The sequence below is a fragment of the Gordonia sp. DT218 genome (genome assembly GCF_049847105.1).
Taxonomy (GTDB): Bacteria; Actinomycetota; Actinomycetes; order Mycobacteriales; family Mycobacteriaceae; genus Gordonia.
Window position 1 is genome coordinate 422,107 of record NZ_JBNCNS010000003.1, and the last position, 14,692, is coordinate 436,798.

A 14,692-nucleotide genomic window follows, 5' to 3' on the forward strand; every position below is an offset into this window, starting at 1 on the left:
TCGGTTCTGGAGCAACGGCTACGCGATGCCGTGCATCGTGATTTTGATCTGTACGGACCGCATCGCCTCGAACGTCTCCTCATCTGAGGTGACGCCGACGTCCTCCCACTCCAAGCCCACGCCCAGGGTGTCACTCGCGAAGCAGATTTCTGCGGCGGCAAGTGCACGCCGCCAATTATGTGGGCTGAGTCCCCGACCTTCCACAATCGCATCTGCCAGAGTGCCCTTGGATGAGCGGAAGTCCTCGGCGTCATCGAAGCCGATGACTATTGCCAATGCGTCCGTCATCCTTCCCGGACCGCCCCACTCGATCAGGCCATGGAAGAGGAAGTCTCGCTCCGCACTCGTGAGGTCGAGAACCATCAACTCGTCGTCGTTCACAACACCCATCTTCTTGGTCATCCGAGTACATCCGCGATATTGCCGCTGATGATACCGGGTAAGGCTCCCGGGGATCCTTTTAGTTGCTTCAGCCAGTAGTCGAGATGATCGTTTGGCTTGAACATTGTCTTGATCTGACCTGAACCCATTGCCGACAGGAATGTGTTGGTACCAGAGTTGTACAGCAATACATCGCCATTCGATCGGAAGAATCGGAATGTACCTGGAGGAGGATTCTTCAAGAAACTGTCCGCTGCGGCAGCGTACTGCTCCGGCGAGGTGATGCCGCGGAATTCATGACCATGGTTCTCATAGTGCGTGAGTGCGTTTGCCCGGGTATTGCCGAGTTTCCCCTTCGACCAATTCGACTGCCAGTTCGCCGGAGGTTCGGGATAGTTCCGCTGGCTCGGCGGGCTCGGCGCCTTCCTGCGGGGCGGTGCCGGTTGCTGTGGCTCCCGCGACGGGTCTGGGGCGGGAGCCAGACCGGACGGCGGCGTGAACGTCGGCGGCTTCGTCGAACCCTCCGTGCCGCATTGGCGAGCTTCTTCTTTCAGGGCATAGGCTGCTCGTTGGCCCTGTGCTCCTTGGGTTTGGAGCGCGTACTCCTCGTTGAGCAGTTGTTGCCGTGAGGCGTTCCACGCAGCCACAGCCGCCGAATTTCGTCGATCAACCGAAGATCGTTGTGCATTCAGCTGAGCAACCTTGGCGTTGTGTGCATCAACACGTTGTTGATAACCCTGAGCCTCGGTGTTCAGCGATTGAATCCGGCTGTTCAGTGTGGCGCAATTCGGCGCGGCAGCGGCGATTGAACTGACGAATCCACTCGGGATTGCCAGACCACAAGCCAATATGAGTGACACAAGTATGGCGCGGAAAAGTCTCACCAAGTCTCCCGATAGTTGGGTGGGTGCCATGCGGGTGGCGACCCGAGAATCCAGAACATTGCAGAAGGAATCTAACGGCTTTACTGGCATGAATGACAGACTTGTCGATCGAGGAAATGACTGCTCACCGTGGGCGCCGGCGTTCTGGAGACCATCAGCGGACCGACGACTCCGAACGCGCTCCCTCGATGGTCTGTCCTGTTCGGCTGCGGTGCAACGGTTCGGGACTGGAGTGGGCAGGCGCCGCTGCCGAGCGCCAGGCCGATGAGGGTGAAGGCGGACAGATCCTCCCCGAGCCCGATCCACGCCATGACCGGGTGCCGCGGTGATCCGGATTTGTAGCAGCAATCCGCGCCAGGTGCGGATTGCTGCTACCGATCGGTGACAGAGTGACGGCCCGCCTCGTCGAACACTGAGGCGGACCGTCGGGGTGGGTGGTTCTACTTCTTCGGTGGGACGAACGGCGAGTTGATGGTGTTGAAGTACTGGACTGCGGCGGTAATGACAGATCCGCCACCGCCCAGAATCAGACCGGCGATCGAACCGAGGCCCGCGCCGAGTTGTATCCCGCCGAGGATGCACCCGATGCCGGCAGCAAATAGTCCGAGGCTGCATCCCACTAGTCCACCCACGACCGCGCCGATCGCAACGCCGACGATAGATGAGATGGTCATCCCCGCCGCCGCCATCTGGTTGAACCTGGCTAGCGCTTGGTCATCGCGTTCTCGCTTGGTCCGGGGGGCATCTGCGACCTGTGTTGCCGCAACTGTCCGCAGAGCCTCCACCTCGATCGGATTCACCGGCGTCGACCTCGCAACATTTCGAGACGGTATCAGCGTCGCGGTATTTCCAACGGTCCTCGCGTCGATCGGGAATTGCTGATATTCCTTGCGATATGCCAGTGGCATCCGGAACTTTTCGGCGCCGGCGGAATTGCGAATGACGAGCGCGCCGGAATTGGTGCTGATAGATCCGTTGTGCACGGTGAGGCTGAATGAGCCCGCTCCGACCGCGACGTCGTACGTGGTGGGCGCAGCGTGCGCCGGTGCCGCCTGTACCGATCCGGCGAAGGCCGTAATCAATGCGGTTGCAAGGGAAATCGTTGCCAGAAAGGTGAGATGGAGGCGTGCGTGTCGCCGAGGAGCGTCGGTGCGTCGGGCTGTGAACATAGGGGATGTCTTTCGCGTGATCGGCTCCGTCGACACGAGCCTGGGTATATTGTCGGCACTGGTGAATTTTCGTTCGCAGAACAAAAGATCAGGCCCCCGTTAATCGCTTTCTCTGCGGACAGTTCACCTTCACAAATTCGCGGTGATCTCAGGAGAAAAATGTGTCGCGTGTGAAGATATGTTGCCATTCGTGATCTGAGTGTGATCGGCGACACACCGTCCTCTCGCGGGATGTCGTACGAACGCCCTACACCGTTACGACGCGATCGCCGACGTTCCGACGGGCGCCGGGCCACGTGGTCGCTGACGCAGCTCACGCCTGGCATGACAAGCTAGAGGCGTGCAGTCCCCAAGTCTCAGCGGCACAGACCCGTACGGCGACGACATCGAAGCGGTCCTCATCACCGAGGAACAGATCAAGCAACGCACCACGGAACTCGCCGAATCGGTGGCCTCGCGGTACGCCGACATCGACGAGGACCTGGTCCTGATCGGCGTGCTCAAGGGCGCGATCATGTTCATGACCGACTTCGCGCGGGCGCTGCCCATCCCGTCGCAGTTGGAGTTCATGGCGGTGTCGAGTTACGGCTCGGCCACCTCGTCATCCGGTGTGGTGCGGATTCTCAAAGACCTCGACCGCGACATCGCCGGCCGCGACGTCCTGATCGTCGAGGACATCATCGACTCCGGGCTCACGCTCTCATGGCTGATGAAGAACCTGGCCACCCGGAACCCGAAGTCGCTCGAGGTCTGCACCCTACTGCGCAAGCCGGAAGCGGTGCGCTCGCCGGTGAACGTCGCCGACGTCGGGTTCGACATCGCCAACGAATTCGTCGTCGGGTACGGGCTGGATTACGCCGAGCGCTACCGCGATCTCTCCTACATCGGCCGGCTCCGGCCGTCGGTGTACCAGAACTGACGTCCTACCAGGGACGAGATGCCACCGGCGTGGCACGGAACGGTTTTCCCTGGCTGTTCGTTGACCGGTAGCCTCTAATACGGACAGTCAGACAGAAGACACCTGAGGCTGTCCACGACGTCGACCGGGAAGGACAGTGGGAAGGCGCGGGCTGGACACAAGCCGAGCCCCACCACCACCAACAGGCATGAACCGAAAGTCAGTCTTCCGCAACCTCGCCATCGTGGCGCTCATCGTGCTCGCCCTGTGGGGCTGGAGCGTGATGCGTGACTCGGGTCGTGAGTACAAGTCTGTGGACACCTCGGTCGCGTTGACCCAGCTCAACGTCAAGAACACCGACCGGATCGACATCGACGACCGCGAACAGACCCTGCGGATCGAACTGAAGAATCCGATCAAGGTCGACGGCGACGACGTCACCAAGATCAGCGCCAAGTACCCCGCGTCGGCCGGTGAGCAGGTCTTCGACTCGGTCACCACCACGGGTGCGCCCTATCAGACCAACGTCAGTCAGCAGTCGGCGCTGTGGCAGATCCTCATCTTCATCCTTCCGATGATCCTGCTGTTCGGCCTGTTCTTCTTCGTGATGAACCGCATGCAGGGTGGCGGCAAGGGCGGGGTGATGGGCTTCGGCAAGTCCAAGGCCAAGCAGCTCACCAAGGACATGCCGAAGACCACCTTCTCCGACGTCGCCGGTGCCGACGAGGCTGTCGAAGAGCTCTACGAGATCAAGGACTTCCTGCAGAACCCGGCGCGCTACCAGGCGCTGGGAGCCAAGATCCCCAAAGGCGTATTGCTCTACGGTCCGCCCGGTACCGGTAAGACCCTGCTCGCGCGCGCCGTCGCCGGTGAGGCGGGCGTGCCGTTCTTCACCATCTCCGGGTCCGACTTCGTCGAGATGTTCGTCGGTGTCGGTGCATCCCGTGTGCGTGACCTCTTCGAGCAGGCCAAGAACAACAGCCCCTGCATCATCTTCGTCGACGAGATCGACGCGGTCGGCCGCCAGCGCGGTGCCGGCCTCGGCGGCGGGCACGATGAGCGCGAGCAGACCCTGAACCAGTTGCTGGTGGAGATGGACGGCTTCGGTGACCGCTCCGGCGTGATCCTGATCGCGGCGACCAACCGCCCCGACATCCTCGACCCCGCGCTGCTGCGTCCCGGTCGCTTCGATCGCCAGATCCCGATCGGCAACCCCGACATCGCGGGTCGTCGCGCCATCCTCAAGGTGCATGCTCAGGGCAAGCCGATCGATTCCGACGCCGACCTCAACGGTCTGGCCAAGCGCACGCCGGGCATGTCCGGTGCCGATCTGGCCAACGTGGTCAACGAGGCGGCCCTGCTCGCGGCCCGCGAGAACAAGAACACCATCACCGCCGAGATGCTCGAAGAGGCAGTGGACCGGGTGATCGGCGGACCACGCCGCAAGAGCCGGATCATCAGCGAACACGAGAAGAAGACCGTCGCCTACCACGAGGGTGGCCACACCCTCGCCGCGTGGGCGATGCCCGACCTCGACCCGATCTACAAGGTCACCATCCTCGCCCGCGGGCGGACCGGCGGTCACGCACTCGCGGTGCCGGAACAGGACAAGGACCTGATGACGCGGTCGGAGATGATCGCGCGCCTGGTGATGGCGATGGGCGGCCGGGCGGCCGAGGAACTGGTGTTCCACGAGCCGACCACGGGCGCGTCGTCGGACATCGACCAGGCCACCAAGATCGCGCGGGCCATGGTCACCGAGTACGGCATGAGCGCCAAGCTGGGCGCGGTCCACTACGGACAGGAACAAGGTGACCCCTTCCTGGGGCGTTCGATGGGCAACCAGGCCTCGTATTCGGCCGAGATCGCCAGCGAGATCGACGACGAGGTGCGCCGGCTGATCGAGGCCGCGCACACCGAGGCGTGGGCGATCCTCGCGGAGTACCGCGACACCCTCGACGTGCTGGCGACCGAACTCCTCGAGCGGGAGACGTTGACCCGTAAGGATCTGGAGAAGATCTTCTCCGGCGTCGAGAAGCGTCCGCGGATCACCACGTTCAACGAGTTCGGTGACCGTACGCCGAGTGACAAGCCGCCGGTCAAGACACCGGGCGAGCTCGCGATCGAGCGGGGCGAGCCATGGCCGCCCGAGCCGGTCACCCCGGAGCCCGTCCCCGAGCCCGTCGGCGCCGGCACCGGTGCGGGACAGCCGGGTTCGGGTTATCCGAATCCGACTCCGGGACAGGCATATCCGCCCGCCTACCCGCCGCAGTCGGCGCCCGGTCCGCAGCAGTACGGCGGCGGAGGCTATCCGGGCCAGCAGAGTGGCCACCCGGGGCAGCAGGGCTATCCGGGGCAGCCGACCCACGGCACCCGACCCGACTACGGCGCTCCGCGCGACTGGTCGGCGCCGGGGTGGCCCCCGCAAGACTCCACACCGTCGCCGGGCGGGCCCAACGGGTCGGGCACCAACGGTGGCGGATCGAATGGCAATGGAACGAATGGCAATGGAACGAATGGTTCCGGTCGCCACGGACATCCCGAGAATCCCGGCAGTTGACCAGGGCGCCGGCCGAACCCGGTCGGCCGCCCCGTACACACGTTCGTAGAACGGATCAGATGAACGATGACGGTCAGTGAACATCAGGACGCCCGCGTGAACGATCGCGACGGAGTAGACGGTGCCGGCGCCGGGAGCGAAGCGAGCGGGCCGAATGTCAACGGCGCCGGGAGCGAAGCGAGCGGGCCGAATTCGAGCGGCGCCGGGAGCGAAGTGAGCGGGCCGAATCACGCCGGCGCCGGGAGCGAAGCGAGCGGGCCGAATTCGAGCGGCGCCGGGAGCGAACTCACGACGCCACAGGGCAGGCACTTCGACCAGGAGCGGGCCGAGGCCGCGATCCACGAGCTGCTGATCGCGGTCGGCGAGGACCCGACCCGAGAAGGTCTGCAGCGCACGCCGAAGCGCGTCGCCAACGCGTATCGGGAGATGTTCGCCGGGCTCTACACCGATCCCAGCGAGGTGCTGGGCACCATGTTCGACGAGGACCACGACGAGCTCGTCCTGGTCAAGGACATCGCGCTGTACTCGACGTGCGAGCACCATCTGGTGTCGTTCCACGGTGTGGCACATGTCGGCTACATCCCGGGGGTGTCCGGCCAGGTCACCGGGCTGTCGAAACTCGCCCGACTGGTGGATCTGTACGCCAAGCGCCCGCAGGTGCAGGAACGGCTGACCAGTCAGATCGCCGACGCGATCGTGAAGCGTCTGGATCCGCGCGGGGTGATCGTCATCATCGAGGCCGAGCATCTGTGCATGGCCATGCGCGGCATCCGCAAGCCCGGCGCCACCACCACCACCTCCGCGGTGCGCGGCTTGTTCAAGACGAGTGCGGTCTCCCGCGGTGAGGCCCTCGACCTGATCTCGCGGACCTGAGCGCGGTTCGCCGACCGATGCCGTCAGAACAACGGGACTGCGTGCTCTCGCCGGCCGACCGCACCCTCGTCATGGGCGTCATCAATGTGACGGCCGATTCGTTTTCCGACGGTGGCCGTTACCTCGACCACGACGCGGCCATCGCTCACGGGCACGAACTGATCGCGCAGGGAGCCGACCTGATCGACATCGGCGGTGAATCGACGCGGCCGGGCGCCAGTCGGGTGGACCCCGACGACGAGGCCAAGCGGGTGGCGCCGGTGATCGCCGGGCTGGCCGGCGCGGGCGTGCCGATCTCGGTCGACACGATGCGGGCACCGGTCGCGGCGGCGGCCATCGAGTCCGGCGCTTCGGTGATCAACGATGTCTCCGGCGGACGCGCCGACGCCGACATGGCCCGGGTGGTCGCGGATGCGGGACTGCCCTGGATTCTGATGCACTGGCGGCCCATCGACCGCGACAACCGCGACAGCGCGTTCACGCACGGTATCGGCGACGTCGGCGGATACCGTGACGTGGTGGCCGAAGTGTCCGGGGAACTGCTGGCGCAGGTCGACAGCGCGGTGGCTGCCGGGGTCGATCCCAACCGGATCGTCCTCGACCCCGGCCTCGGATTCGCCAAGACCGCCGAACACAACTGGGCGCTGCTGCACGCGTTGCCCACGTTTGTCGGTCTCGGATTCCCGATTCTCGTCGGGGCCTCGCGTAAACGGTTTCTGGGTACGCTGCTCGCCCACGACGGCGAGCTGCGTCCACCTGCGGGCCGGGAGATCGCGACCGCGTCGATCTCGGCGCTGGCCGCGATGGACGGTGCCTGGGCCGTGCGGGTGCACGACGTCGAGAAGAGTCGCGATGCGGTCGCCGTGGCGAGTGCGTGGCGCCGCGGAGGCAGCCGAGGGGCGGGCCCACAGCGCCGAACCGCACATGCCTCCGAGGCCGATGGTCAGGACATCGAAGTCCAGGGAGCTGACGACACGGGAGCGGTGAGCCACTGATGGCCGATCGGATCGAACTGCGGGGACTCGTCGTCCGCGGCAATCACGGCGTCTTCGAGCATGAGCGTCGCGACGGTCAGGAATTCATCCTCGACATCACGCTCTGGCTCGACCTCGCCGTCGCCGCGACCACCGACGATCTCGACGACACCGTCGACTACGGTGCGCTCGCGCAGAAGGCCCACGACATCGTCGCAGGCGAACCGCGGAATCTCATCGAGGCGGTCGGCGGCGAGGTCGCCGAGTCGATCATGGATGACGAACGGATCGCGGCGTGCGAGGTGACCGTCCACAAGCCGTCCGCGCCGATCCCGCTGCAATTCGGCGACGTCGCGGTGGTGACGCGGCGCTCCCGGAAGGGCATGTCCCGATGACCGCGACGCGTGGCGTGCTGTCGGCCGGTTCCAACATCGGTGACCGGCTCGGCCACCTGAACTCGGTCGTCGAGCGGTTCGCCGACGACCTCGTCGCCGTGTCGCCGGTCTATTCGACGCCGCCGTGGGGTGGGGTCGAGCAGGAGGACTTCTACAACATCACGCTCATCGTCGAGGGGCCGCACGGTCCATACGAGTGGCTGACGATCGGCGCGGAACTCGAGGAGGCGGCCGACCGCACGCGTGAGGTCCGCTGGGGCCCGCGGACGCTCGACGTCGACGTGATCACCGTGAGCGAGTGCGGCGACGTGGTGCACAGCGACGATCCGCGGCTGCTGCTCCCACATCCCCGGGCAGCCGACCGGGCCTTCGTCCTGGTCCCATGGCTCGCGATCGAACCCGACGCCACCCTGTGGACTCCCGCGGGCGTGCAGCCCGTGGCGACCCTGATCGATCGGATCGACCCGGCCGAACGCGCCGGAGTGGTGCCGGTGGCGCAGCTGCCGGTCGCGAGGCCCCGATGACCGAGCCACGACGGCCGTCGCGCCGCGATCAGGACGAGGAGCCGGGGCTCGGACCGACCCGGCTGCGCGATCTGACGGTGATCGCCGTCATCGTCGCGGTGACGGCCTTCGTCCTGGTCCGATACAACTACGGCAGCCTCCCGCCGATGCCACTACTCGCCGGGATCGTGCTCTACCTCCTGGCGGCCCTCGAGGTGCTGATCGCCTTCATCGTCCGGGCCCGGGTGGCGTCGCGTGACGTCGGGCGCGCGCGGGGCCAGTTGCACCCGATCACCGCGGCCCGCGTTCTCGCCCTGGCCAAGGCGTCGGCCATCCTGGGTGCGATCGCGGTGGGCGTCTGGACGGGTCTGCTGGTCTTCCTGGCCACCCGACACGATCTGGCGGCCGCCGATCACGACCTGCCCGGCGCGATCGTCGGCGTCGTCGGCGGTGTGGTGCTGGTGGCCGCGGCGCTGTGGCTCGAGTACTGCTGCCGCGCACCAGATGATCCGACCGACGACCCGGTCGGGGGCCATCCGGGGCCCGCCTGACCGCCGCTCGCGACAGAGGGCGAATCGGTGACTCTCCGCCCTGGTTCGCCGACATCGATGCTGTCAGGCGGTATGTTCACGATCATGACGACCTCGAACGGCCGTTCCACCGAGTCACGACGATCCGGTAGATCGGTGGGACAGTGGCTGCTCGGTCTGCTCATCGTGCTCGCCGTGGTTGCCAGCATTCTGATGGTCTTCACCGATCAGCTGTCCGTGTCGGGTTCGCTCGCGGTGATCGCCGCGCTCTGGGCCGCGGTGATCGGTGCGATCCTGGTCACCAAGTTCCGGCGGCAGGCCGAGACCGCGGAGTCGAAGAGCCGGGATCTGCGGCTGGTCTACGAACTCCAGCTCGAGCGCGAGATCGCTGCGCGCCGTCAGTACGAACTCGACGTCGAGACCACCATCCGCAAAGAGGTCAGCGCGGAATCCAACGAGGAACTCGCCGAGCTCAAGCAGCAGGTGCTCGCGTTGCGGTCGAGCCTGGAGATGCTGCTCGGTGAATCGCTCCCCGAGCAACGGACCGCCCTGCCGAACGAGAAGTTGCGCGAGCTGGCATCCGGCATCGGCGGTGAGCGCCCGAGCACGAGTTCGACCTACAGCCAGAGCTTCGGCACCGACGACAGCGTGTTGGCGGCCCGCGACTTCGCTGCGACCGCGCCGGCGGCCGGCGCCGGCCGCCACGTGCCCGCCGACGTCGATCCCAACGAGATGACCGAGGTCATCCCGGTGATCACCGACGACGACCCGATGTCGGGCCGGATCGCGACGGAAGTGCCCGAAGACGCCGTCGACGAACAGGTCGAGGACGCGGTGCTGGCCGAGCCGGAGGACATGCGGTCGCCGTCGACCGGGTCGTTCTTCACCACCTCCGCGCCGACGCCGTCCGCGCCGACCCCCTCCGCGCCCGAACCGCCTGCTCAGGACCAGCCGACACCCACCGGGTACGTCGACGAGACGCCGACCGACGAGTGGAAGGTGGCGGCACGGTCGGGAACTCCGGTCGACCCCGACGATGTCGCGGTCGACGCGGAGGAGACCATCGTCGCCGAGGCGGCGCCCGCCGAAGCGCTGGTGACCGAGACACCTTCGCACGAGACCACCGCGCCCGAGACCACCGCGGCCGAAACCCCCGCGACCGAAACCCCCGCGGCCGACGAGCCGCAGGCCGTCGAGGAGCAGCCGGTCGAGGAGGAGACGGCCGGCGAGGCAGCGTTCACCACCTCGGGCCGGCACGAGTCGTCGGGCGAGAGCAGCAGCCCGGTCTTGCAGCAGGGACGGCGTCGTCGGCGCGACGATGACGACGGCGACAGCGCCCATTCAGCCGGTCTGCCCGTGTCCGAGCTGCTGAGTCAGCTGCGCCAGTCCGGCTCGCCGGGCGGTGGCCGTCGCCGCCGCGAGGACTGATCGCACCCCGTAACTCCACACTCCGCCGCTCCGCCACTCCGCCGAGCGGGCGCAGTTTCGCGTCGAGCGGGCGCAGAATCTCGTCGAGCGGGCGCAGAATCCGGCCAACGCCCGGTCGCTTACAGGCCCCGAGGCCCACCGCGTCCGTGAGGCCTGTCACAGGCGTTGGCCCCTGACCACTCGCAGGGCCTAATCTTGCTGTGCAACGTCTGGTACCCGAGCCGAAGCCGGGACTGGAACTTTCAATTCGGAGGACAGCGGTGACCTCACCGAGCGATGATCTCGGCCCCGGCATGGGTCGCGATGATGATTCGCGCTATCTGTCCGGCCTTTCCAATCTGCCTGCGCCTGCCCGGCTGACCGTCGGTGTGATCTCTGCCGGACGCGTCGGGACCGCGCTCGGGGCGGCTCTCGAGCAGGCCGGTCACGTGGTCGGCGCCGTGGTCGCGCGGTCCGAGGGATCTCGTCGTCGCGCCGCCGACCGGTTGCCCGAATCCGAGATCCTCGACCTTTCCGCTGTGGTCGCCCGCTCCGAACTCCTCGTCATCGCCGTCCCCGACGACACGCTCGCCGATGTGATCGACGACGTCGCCCGGGCAGGCACGCTGCGGCCGAACACGCTGGTGGCGCACACCGCCGGTGCCAAGGGCATCGGCATCTTGGCGCCGCTCGCCGAACTCGGTGCGCTGCCGTTGGCGATCCATCCCGCGATGACCTTCGTCGGGACCGGCGAGGACACCGGTCGTCTGCGGCAGGCCACCTTCGCGGTCACCGCTGCCGACGAGGTCGGATACGCGATCGCGCAAGCCCTGGTACTGGAGATGGGCGGCGAGCCGGTCCGCATCGCGGAGTCGGACCGCATCCTCTACCACGCCGCGCTGGCGCACGGCGCCAACCACCTGGTCACCCTCATCTCGGACGCCGTCAGCGCACTCAACAAGGCCATCGAGGGTCCCGACGGCCAGTCCGCGCGCGACGCCGCGACCGTGGACGGCAGCGGTATCCGCCTTGCGGAGCGCATCCTGGGCCCGTTGGTGAGTGCGGCGTTGGAGAACGTGCTCGAACTCGGACCGCGCGCGCTGACCGGCCCGGTCGCCCGCGGTGACGCCGCCGCCGTCGCCGATCACCTCGCCGCCCTGCGCGGCCTGCCGGCCGACCGGGCAGGCGACACCGACATAGCCGAGGCCTATCGCGTGTTGGCCCGCCGCACCGCCGGTTACACCGACGCCCCGGGCGATCTGCTCGATGTGCTGGAGACGAAATGACATCTGATCTGAGTGAAAAGGCTTACACCCCAGGCGAACTGACTGTGCATCGCGATCCAGCGACGCTGCAGCGGGTGAGCCGGGCGCTGCGTCAGGCGGGTAAACGGGTGGTGCTGGTGCCCACCATGGGTGCGCTGCACGCGGGGCATCTCGAACTCGTCCGAGCCGCCAAGTCACGTGGCAACACCGTCGTCATCGTCTCGATCTTCGTGAATCCCTTGCAGTTCGGTGAGAACGAGGACCTTGACGCGTACCCGCGCACCTTCGATGACGACTGCGCGCTGCTGCGTCCGCTGGGTGTGGAGCTGGTGTTCGCGCCGACTGCCGCAGGCATGTATCCGAACGGCCGCCGGACCATGGTGCAGCCCGGCCCAGCCGGTGCCGTCCTCGACGGGGTGGCGCGGCCGACCCACTTCGCCGGGATGCTCACCGTGGTTCTCAAGTTGCTCAACATCGCGGCACCGCATGCGGCGTTCTTCGGCGAGAAGGACTTTCAGCAGCTGGTCCTGATCAAGCAGATGGTCGACGATCTCGATCTGGACATCGAGATCGTCGGCGTACCAACGGTTCGGGAGTCCGACGGCCTCGCGTTGTCCTCGCGCAACCGTTATCTGGATCCCGACCAACGAGAGCTCGCCACCACGTTGTCGGCGGCACTGCTCGCCGGCGCCCATGCCGCGGCCGGTGGTCGTGACGCGATACTCGCTGCGGCACGGTCGGTGCTGGCCTCCCACCCGGGTATCGAGGTGGACTATCTGGCGCTCACCGGCCGGCAGCTCGAGGAGCCGCCGGAACGCGGCGACGGCCGCCTGCTGATCGCCGCGCGGATCGGCGCGGCGCGACTCATCGACAACGTCGGCGTGGCCATCGGCACCGGATTCGCCGGCCGTGACCCCGAACAGACCGTCAACTGACCACGAGATCGACCCAGGAAGGGAACCGACAGATGTTCCGCACCATGATGAAATCGAAGATCCACCGCGCCCGGGTCACTCAGGCCGACCTGCATTATGTCGGGTCGGTGACGATCGACCAGGATCTGCTCGATGCCGCGGACCTGCTCGAGGGTGAGCAGGTCACCATCGTCGACATCGACAACGGCGCCCGCCTCGAGACCTATGTGATCGCCGGTGAACGTGGTTCTGGCGTCATCGGGATCAATGGTGCCGCAGCTCATCTCGTTCATCCGGATGATCTGGTCATCATCATCGCTTACGGAATCCTCGACGAGGCCGAATTGCGCGAGTACTCTCCGTCGGTGGTCTTCGTGGACGACCGGAACCGGGTTCTCGAATCCGGTTCCGATCCGGCGCGTGTGCCGGACGGCTCCGGACTGCGGGATCCGCGCGAACTCGTGCAGGCGCCCGCCTGACATGCTGCTGACCGTCGACGTCGGGAACACCAACATCCACCTCGGCGTGTTCGCCGGCAGTGGCGATCACGCGACCATGGTGCGCGACTGGCGAATCCACACGGAGCCGAATCTGACGTCGGATGAGCTCGCGCTGCTCTTCCGGGGCCTGCTCGGCTCCGACGTGGAGCAGGTGACCGGTGTCGCAGCGCTGTCCACCGTGCCGTCGTTGCTGCGCGAGCTGCGCGTGATGGTGCCGCGCTATTACGGCGACGGACACCACCACGTGCTTCTGGAACCGGGTGTGCGGACCGGGGTTCCGCTACTCGTCGACAACCCGAAGGAAGTCGGGACCGATCGCGTCGCGAATTGTGTTGCGGCACACCATAATTATCCGGACGGCCCGGTCATCGTGGTCGCGTTCGGGACGGCAACGGTGGTGGATGCGATCTCGGCGAAGGGGGAGTTCCTCGGCGGGGCCATCGCGCCGGGTGTGAACCTCGCTGTCGAGGCGCTGTCCGATCACACCGTCACGGTGCGCAAGGTCGAATTGATGCCACCCCGCAGCGTGCTGGGCAAGAACACCGTGGAGGCGCTGCAATCGGGCATCCTCTACGGCTTCGCCGGGCAGGTGGACGGCCTCGTCGACCGGGTGCGCGACACCGTGGACGGCTTCGACTCCGAGGACGTCACGGTGGTGGCCACCGGCTACCTGGCGCCGCTGATGTTCGAGGAGTGCGAGACGCTCACCGTCCACCATCCCTATCTCACGCTGGACGGACTCCGTCTGGTCCACGAGCGGTCGAAGCAACAGCGCGGCCGCGCTCGCTAGCCCCACTTCCCGCCGATCGGGCGCAGATTCCCGCCGATCGTGCGCAGTTCCGCGTCGATCGTGCGCAGTTTCCCGCCGATCGTGCGCAGTTTCCCGCCGATCGTGCGCAGTTCCGCGGGTTTCAGTGAGCGGAGATGGCGGCGAGTTCCTGATCGCTGAAGCGACCGGCAACCCGCGCCCGACGCAACGCTCGGAAACCGCCGACGACGAAGACCGCGCCGGTGACGCCACGTGCCTGCAGATGCCAGGCCAGCCACTCGGCTTCGTGCCCGTCGTCGCTGACCAGTAGCCAGCGCGCGTCGGTGGTGGCACCGCGCAGCGACTCCGGATCGCCGGGCGTCAGGCGTGCGAGAACGTCGGTCGGATCGATGGCCAGCGCGCCGGTGAGCACCCCGTCGGTCTGGCGTTTGCGCTGGCTGCGTAGGTCGACGGCGGTTGCCCCGTCGACGACATGCTTGGCGTACGCGGCGCACTGGATCGACAGGGGAGCGTCGGTCGAGGTTGCGACGATCGGATGGGAGGAATCAACGGCGGCATCGAGGGATGCGAGAACGGCGGTCATGAGAGGTCCTGAGGGTGATCGAGGTGAGCGGGGGTCGTCGAAGAAGGGCGGCCGCAGATGCGGTACTCAGCCCTGACAACACTCCAG

The 14,692-nt window shown here is 66.6% G+C and carries 17 protein-coding genes; 13 read left to right on the top strand and 4 right to left on the bottom strand.

The window, feature by feature from the left end; genetic code table 11:
* Positions 1-18: 18 nt before the first annotated feature.
* Both ACPXCG_RS13485 and ACPXCG_RS13490 read right to left on the bottom strand, forming a co-directional pair.
* Complete coding sequence (locus tag ACPXCG_RS13485) at positions 19-402, bottom strand: hypothetical protein (RefSeq protein ID WP_425792472.1); 384 nt, start codon at positions 400-402, stop codon at positions 19-21.
* The gene (locus tag ACPXCG_RS13490; RefSeq protein ID WP_425792473.1) at positions 399-1,355 is read right to left on the bottom strand and encodes a hypothetical protein; all 957 of its coding nucleotides are present in this window, start codon (positions 1,353-1,355) and stop codon (positions 399-401) included. Before ACPXCG_RS13490 ends, ACPXCG_RS13485 begins: the two co-directional genes overlap by 4 nt.
* Positions 1,356-1,357: 2 nt before the next feature.
* On the opposite strand from ACPXCG_RS13490, the gene ACPXCG_RS13495 reads away from it, so the two are divergent.
* Positions 1,358-1,594 carry a hypothetical protein gene (locus tag ACPXCG_RS13495; protein WP_425792474.1) on the top strand — a complete coding sequence of 79 codons (237 nt, stop codon included), beginning with the start codon at positions 1,358-1,360 and terminating at the stop codon, positions 1,592-1,594.
* A gap of 111 nt (positions 1,595-1,705) precedes the next feature.
* Here ACPXCG_RS13495 and ACPXCG_RS13500 read toward each other — a convergent pair whose 3' ends face one another.
* A complete protein-coding gene (locus ACPXCG_RS13500; RefSeq protein ID WP_425792826.1) occupies positions 1,706-2,434 on the bottom strand; it encodes a glycine zipper family protein in 729 nt (242 codons plus the stop codon).
* A 340-nt stretch (positions 2,435-2,774) separates the two neighbouring features.
* On the opposite strand from ACPXCG_RS13500, the gene hpt reads away from it, so the two are divergent.
* The 12 genes from hpt to ACPXCG_RS13560 all read left to right on the top strand — a co-directional run bounded on the left by hpt (position 2,775) and on the right by ACPXCG_RS13560 (position 14,043).
* Positions 2,775-3,353 carry a hypoxanthine phosphoribosyltransferase gene (hpt, locus tag ACPXCG_RS13505; RefSeq protein WP_425792475.1) on the top strand — a complete coding sequence of 193 codons (579 nt, stop codon included), beginning with the start codon at positions 2,775-2,777 and terminating at the stop codon, positions 3,351-3,353.
* 187 nt (positions 3,354-3,540) lie between these two features.
* Positions 3,541-5,892: an ATP-dependent zinc metalloprotease FtsH gene (gene ftsH, locus ACPXCG_RS13510; RefSeq protein WP_425792476.1), complete on the top strand. Its 2,352-nt coding sequence runs from the start codon at positions 3,541-3,543 to the stop codon at positions 5,890-5,892.
* A 213-nt stretch (positions 5,893-6,105) separates the two neighbouring features.
* Positions 6,106-6,765, top strand: coding sequence for a GTP cyclohydrolase I FolE (folE, locus tag ACPXCG_RS13515; RefSeq protein WP_425792827.1), 660 nt, complete (start codon positions 6,106-6,108; stop codon positions 6,763-6,765).
* 71 nt (positions 6,766-6,836) lie between these two features.
* The gene (gene folP, locus ACPXCG_RS13520; RefSeq protein ID WP_425792828.1) at positions 6,837-7,760 is read left to right on the top strand and encodes a dihydropteroate synthase; all 924 of its coding nucleotides are present in this window, start codon (positions 6,837-6,839) and stop codon (positions 7,758-7,760) included.
* Positions 7,760-8,134 carry a dihydroneopterin aldolase gene (gene folB / locus ACPXCG_RS13525; protein ID WP_425792477.1) on the top strand — a complete coding sequence of 125 codons (375 nt, stop codon included), beginning with the start codon at positions 7,760-7,762 and terminating at the stop codon, positions 8,132-8,134. Before folP ends, folB begins: the two co-directional genes overlap by 1 nt.
* Positions 8,131-8,658, top strand: a complete 528-nt coding sequence (gene folK / locus ACPXCG_RS13530; RefSeq protein ID WP_425792478.1) for a 2-amino-4-hydroxy-6-hydroxymethyldihydropteridine diphosphokinase — start codon at positions 8,131-8,133, stop codon at positions 8,656-8,658. Before folB ends, folK begins: the two co-directional genes overlap by 4 nt.
* Positions 8,655-9,188, top strand: coding sequence for a DUF3180 domain-containing protein (locus ACPXCG_RS13535; protein ID WP_425792479.1), 534 nt, complete (start codon positions 8,655-8,657; stop codon positions 9,186-9,188). The genes folK and ACPXCG_RS13535 overlap by 4 nt, the downstream gene beginning before the upstream one ends.
* A gap of 84 nt (positions 9,189-9,272) precedes the next feature.
* Positions 9,273-10,595: a DUF6779 domain-containing protein gene (locus ACPXCG_RS13540; RefSeq protein WP_425792480.1), complete on the top strand. Its 1,323-nt coding sequence runs from the start codon at positions 9,273-9,275 to the stop codon at positions 10,593-10,595.
* 293 nt (positions 10,596-10,888) lie between these two features.
* Positions 10,889-11,860 (top strand): Rossmann-like and DUF2520 domain-containing protein, encoded by a 972-nt coding sequence (locus tag ACPXCG_RS13545; protein WP_425792829.1) that lies wholly within the window; start codon positions 10,889-10,891, stop codon positions 11,858-11,860.
* Positions 11,857-12,774, top strand: a complete 918-nt coding sequence (gene panC, locus ACPXCG_RS13550) for a pantoate--beta-alanine ligase (RefSeq protein ID WP_425792481.1) — start codon at positions 11,857-11,859, stop codon at positions 12,772-12,774. Before ACPXCG_RS13545 ends, panC begins: the two co-directional genes overlap by 4 nt.
* A gap of 32 nt (positions 12,775-12,806) precedes the next feature.
* A complete protein-coding gene (gene panD / locus ACPXCG_RS13555) occupies positions 12,807-13,232 on the top strand; it encodes an aspartate 1-decarboxylase (protein ID WP_425792482.1) in 426 nt (141 codons plus the stop codon).
* 1 nt (position 13,233) lies between these two features.
* Entirely contained in the window at positions 13,234-14,043 is an 810-nt protein-coding gene (locus ACPXCG_RS13560) for a type III pantothenate kinase (RefSeq protein WP_425792483.1), read from the top strand.
* 121 nt (positions 14,044-14,164) lie between these two features.
* Here the strand turns inward: ACPXCG_RS13560 and ACPXCG_RS13565 are convergent, their stop codons facing one another.
* On the bottom strand, positions 14,165-14,605 hold the full coding sequence (locus ACPXCG_RS13565) for a rhodanese-like domain-containing protein (protein ID WP_425792484.1): 441 nt from the start codon (positions 14,603-14,605) through the stop codon (positions 14,165-14,167).
* Between the last annotated feature and the right edge of the window lie 87 nt (positions 14,606-14,692).